This window comes from Arsukibacterium sp. (assembly GCF_041616895.1).
Taxonomy (GTDB): Bacteria; Pseudomonadota; Gammaproteobacteria; order Enterobacterales; family Alteromonadaceae; genus Alishewanella.
In genome coordinates, this window is sequence record NZ_JBFJPY010000156.1 from 1 (window position 1) to 4,529 (window position 4,529).

Annotated in this window: 5 protein-coding genes and 1 pseudogene; 4 read left to right on the forward strand and 2 right to left on the reverse strand. The window is 51.0% G+C overall.

Annotated elements, in window-relative coordinates:
- Positions 1-242, reverse strand: a pseudogene (locus ABY802_RS16010) (M13 family peptidase); the annotation flags it as partial.
- A 197-nt stretch (positions 243-439) separates the two neighbouring features.
- Between ABY802_RS16010 and ABY802_RS16015 the strand changes: the two are divergent.
- The 4 genes from ABY802_RS16015 (at position 440) to argA (ending at position 4,170) form a co-directional block, all read left to right on the forward strand.
- The gene (locus ABY802_RS16015) at positions 440-868 is read left to right on the forward strand and encodes a DUF350 domain-containing protein (RefSeq protein WP_372628126.1); all 429 of its coding nucleotides are present in this window, start codon (positions 440-442) and stop codon (positions 866-868) included.
- Between the two features lie 10 nt (positions 869-878).
- Positions 879-1,493 (forward strand): DUF1190 domain-containing protein, encoded by a 615-nt coding sequence (locus ABY802_RS16020; RefSeq protein ID WP_372628127.1) that lies wholly within the window; start codon positions 879-881, stop codon positions 1,491-1,493.
- A 5-nt stretch (positions 1,494-1,498) separates the two neighbouring features.
- Positions 1,499-2,647, forward strand: a complete 1,149-nt coding sequence (locus ABY802_RS16025; RefSeq protein WP_372628128.1) for a glutathionylspermidine synthase family protein — start codon at positions 1,499-1,501, stop codon at positions 2,645-2,647.
- 203 nt (positions 2,648-2,850) lie between these two features.
- Entirely contained in the window at positions 2,851-4,170 is a 1,320-nt protein-coding gene (gene argA / locus ABY802_RS16030) for an amino-acid N-acetyltransferase (RefSeq protein WP_372628129.1), read from the forward strand.
- 4 nt (positions 4,171-4,174) lie between these two features.
- Here argA and ABY802_RS16035 read toward each other — a convergent pair.
- Positions 4,175-4,529 (reverse strand): FAD-dependent oxidoreductase (locus ABY802_RS16035; RefSeq protein WP_372628131.1); only part of this gene is annotated, 355 nt, incomplete at its 5' end.

Here is a 4,529-nt window from a genome sequence, read left to right on the forward strand (position 1 = left end):
AAACTGCCCCAGCGCGCTTTATCTGCCGGGATATCAGTGCTAGTTAGCCAGTTGCCGTTAACGTAGCGGAAAAAATCCTGTTGTGGCGCAACGCTGCTATCCATGTTGGCCGGGTTAATTCCTGAACTTAGCGCTGGTGCAGCTTGCTGTTGCGTTATGTCAGTGACAAGCGGCTTGCTGCTGCAGGCGGCCAGACCAAGCGATAAGGCCACGCCTAATGCCAGGGCAGATACTTTGTTCATATGGGTTCCTTGGTAATAGCTATTATTGTTTTAAAAACAATCAGAGTGTAAAACTATGCCCCCGATGTAAAGCAAGGCAGGTTAACCCGCTGCCAGGCTGCGACAAAAGGTAAAGTCGTCAGTTGCATGCGGTTTTACTTGAATTACGTTGGCTTTTTGCGCAGGATCAGCGCTGGTAATTAATCGCAGGAATTGTTATGTCAGACAACCCCATGTTAAACACCGCACTAGGCTCGCTGGCGGGTATCCCATCTTTTTTAGCGTATTTTGCCCTGGCCGTCGGGCTGCTACTGGTATTTGTCAGGTTGTACACCTGGGTAACCCCGCACGATGAGTTTGCCCTTATTCGCGCCAATAACCACTCTGCTGCCATCGCCTTTGCTGGTGCCCTAATTGGTTTTGCCTGGCCACTTAGTAGTGCTATTACCCACTCCATGTCATTGCTTGACTGTGCCATCTGGGGCGGTGTGGCATTAGTGGTTCAGGTGCTGACATTTCTGCTAAGCAGCGCTGCCCTGAAACAACTACCGCAACGTATTACCCAGGGTGAGTTAGCTGCCGGTGTTTTCTCAGCTGGCAGTTCTATTACGGTGGGTATGTTAAATGCCGCCTGCATGAGTTATTAAGGAGTCGCCGATGAAATTACCCCCGAGCAAACGCAGCCAGAAAGCCGCTCTGATTTTTATGCTGCCAGCCGCTGGCCTGGTGTTGAACGGCTGTGCTGAAAAAGAAGTTGCAGCCCAGGTATTCAGTACACCTGATGAGTGCGCGGCATTTTACAACCCGCCGGCCCAGTGCCAGGCAGCGTTTGCCGAGGCGGAGCAACTGCACCCCAAAGTGGCTCCCCGTTACGCCAATAAACAGGAATGCGAAGCCGATTTTGGCGCGGGCCAGTGTGAAACTGCGCCGGAGCAACACCAGCAGGGCAGTTTTTTTATGCCAATGATGATGGGCTTTATGGCTGGTCAAATGCTGAACCGTGGTGGCTTAGCAGCCGGCAGTGGCCAGGCCACCAACCAGCAAACCACCGGCGCAACCGGGCGCAACACTGTGCCAACCCAACCCCTGTATAAATCGCGCGACGACCGCAATACGTTTCGTACTGCAACCAACACTGCCGTAGCCAGTCAGCCAGGTACTACCAGCATTCGGCCCTCCGCCGTGCAGCCCAAGCCTGCTGCGTTAGCAAGACGAGGTGGCTTTGGTGCCCAGGCAGCACAGCGTAGCGCTAATCGCAGCTATGGAGGCTGAACGACGTGAAACGACACAGTATTGCGCCTCGTCCGGGCTGGCAGGACTTTGCCAGCAGTGTGGGCTTTAAATTTCATACCATCGACAATGAACAATACTGGGACGAAAGCGCCTACTACCAATTTAGCTTGCAGCAAATTGAGCAGGATTTAGAAGCGCCCACCGAAGAACTGCATCAGATGGCTCTGGATCTGGTGCCAGATATTCTGGCCGACGAACAATTACTAACACAACTCGCTATTCCTGAGCGTTTCTGGGACTTTATTACCAATAGCTGGCGTAGTGGCGAGCCTCATTTGTACGGTCGGATGGACTTCAGCTATCACGGTAATGGTCCGGCTAAACTGCTGGAACTGAACTACGACACGCCAACCTCGTTATTTGAAACCGGCTTTTTTCAGTGGGTCTGGCTGGAAGATCAGCTGATGCAGGGCCAGTTGCCCCAGGGAAGCGATCAGTTTAATTCGTTACAGGACAAACTGGAGCAGGCTTTCGCCCAGCTGCCGCTGGCCCAGCCGTTTTATTTTAGCAGCGTGACCGAAAGCATCGAAGATAAAGGTACCGTCGACTATCTGATGGACATTGCGCTGCAGGCAGGTTTAGATTGCCGCTATATTCAGCTGGAGCAATTAGGCGACATCGACGGCCAGTTGGTTGACATCGATGGCTATCCGATAAACGGCTTGTTCAAGCTGTACCCATGGGAATTCATGCTACAGGAAGAATTTGCCAGCACCATTTTAACCAGTAAAACTCAGTGGCTGGAACCCAGTTGGAAGCTGTTGTTATCTAACAAAGGTATTTTGCCGCTGCTGTGGCAAAAATATCAGGGCCATCCTAATCTATTGCCCGCTTTTTTTGCCGACAACAGCCAGGTTGAGCCCGGTTGGGTGAAAAAGCCCTTGTTCTCACGGGAAGGCGCCAATATAGAGCTGGTGACTGCCAGCGGCCAACGCATAAAAGAAGACGGCCCTTACACCGACAACGGCTATATTCGCCAGGCCCTGGCGCCGCTGCCAAAGTTTGGCGACAGCTACACGTTAATTGGCAGCTGGGTGGTGGGCGATAGCGCCGCAGGTATTTGCATCCGCGAAGATAACAGCCTGATCACTAAAGACAGCTCACGTTTTTTGCCGCATATTATCCTCGGTTAATTGCCATCTGAAAAAAGGGTCAGAGTGATTTTAAAAAGGGTACAATAGTCCTTTAGCACTTTTCGAATAACTATGCTTAAAAATTAGATAAAAATCCAAAACTAATCTAAAATGCCAGCTTTGCGGCAACTAAAGTTGGCATTTTGTCAGCTTACTGCCATGTTTATAGCTTACAGTTTTAAGTAAAAGGAAGCCCTATCCCCGTGCGCACTACTGAACTTGTCTCCGGTTTTCGCCAGTCTGCCCCTTATGTTAATGCTCACCGTGGTAAAACCTTCGTGGTGATGCTCGGCGGCGAAGCAATTACCCAACCGGGTTTTCGCAGTATTATCAATGACATTGCCCTACTAAACAGCCTGGGAATTAAAATTGTGCTGGTATATGGCGCCAGGCCGCAAATTAATCAGGCACTGGGGCAAGCAGGGCTTGAACCGACCTATCATAACCGGGTTCGGGTGACTGATGATGACTCGTTTCGGTTAATTAAACAGGTTGCCGGCGCGCTGCAGCTGGACATTACGGCCCGCCTGTCGATGAGTTTAAGCAATACCCCGATGCAGGGCGCACAGATAAACGTGGTAAGCGGTAACTTTGTTATTGCCCAGCCGTTAGGGGTGGATGAAGGCATTGATTACCATCATAGCGGCAAAGTGCGCCGGATTGACGTAGCGGGTATCAGACGGCAGCTGGAGCATAATGGCATTGTGTTAATGGGGCCGATAGCGGCTTCAGTTACCGGTGAAAGCTTTAACTTAACTGCCGAAGATATTGCCACGCAGGTGGCAATAAAATTAAAAGCCGACAAAATGATTGGTTTTAGTGAAGTTGGTGGCATAACAGAGCCAGATGGTGACATTATTGCCGAATTAATGCCAAATGAGGCTGAAAATATATTAGAGGAACTGGCTGAAAACAACTCAGCCTGCCCTGGTACACTGGCATTTTTAAATGCCGCAATTATTGCAACCCGCGGTGGGGTGCCACGCTGCCACCTGGTCAGCTATGATGAAGATGGTGCCTTGCTGCAGGAATTATTCTCCCGCGATGGTATCGGTACCCAGATTGTTACCGAGTCTGCAGAGAAGTTACGCCGGGCAACCATCCGGGATATTGGCGGCATTCTGGATTTAATCAGGCCGCTGGAGCAACAAGGCTTACTGGTTCGCCGCTCGCGCGAACAGCTGGAAATGGAGATTGACTACTTTACCCTGATAGAACGTGATGGTCTGGTGATCGGCTGCGCAGCGTTGTATCCGTTTATTGATGACAATGTCGGTGAGTTTGCCTGCCTGGCGGTACACCCCGATTACCGGGATGCTGACCGGGGCTATCTGCTGTTAAAGCACATTATTCAGCAAGCCCGTCAGCGTCGTTATGACAAAGTGTTTGCCCTGACTACCCGCAGCATTCACTGGTTTTTAGAGCAGGGCTTTGAACTGGTTACGGTTGACGATTTACCCAGCCAGAAAAAGCAATTGTATAATTATCAGCGCCGCTCCAAAATTCTGGCGCTGACCCTGTAAAGCACTACGACTTAATCTGTAAGGCCACGGCCTTACCCAGCGCCCGGGCGGTTGTCCACTTGCCACCTGATACGGTCAGTAACTGTCCCTGCCAGTCAAGCTGGTACTCACGACTGGCTTTACTGGCATTAGTACTGCCACCGAGTAACGGCCTTATTCCGGCAAAATTTGCCAGTACACTGCTAGGCCCGGCCTGGGGCTTAAAATAACGGTTATATACGTTTAACAGATAGTCTCGTTCTTCGTCAGAACAGGTAATAGGGTCGGTAAGTTGCTGCCGCACTTCGGTCGTACCCAGCAACGTATTGCCCTGATAAGGCAACACAAACACAATACGTGTTTCGCCAGGTACCTCTAGC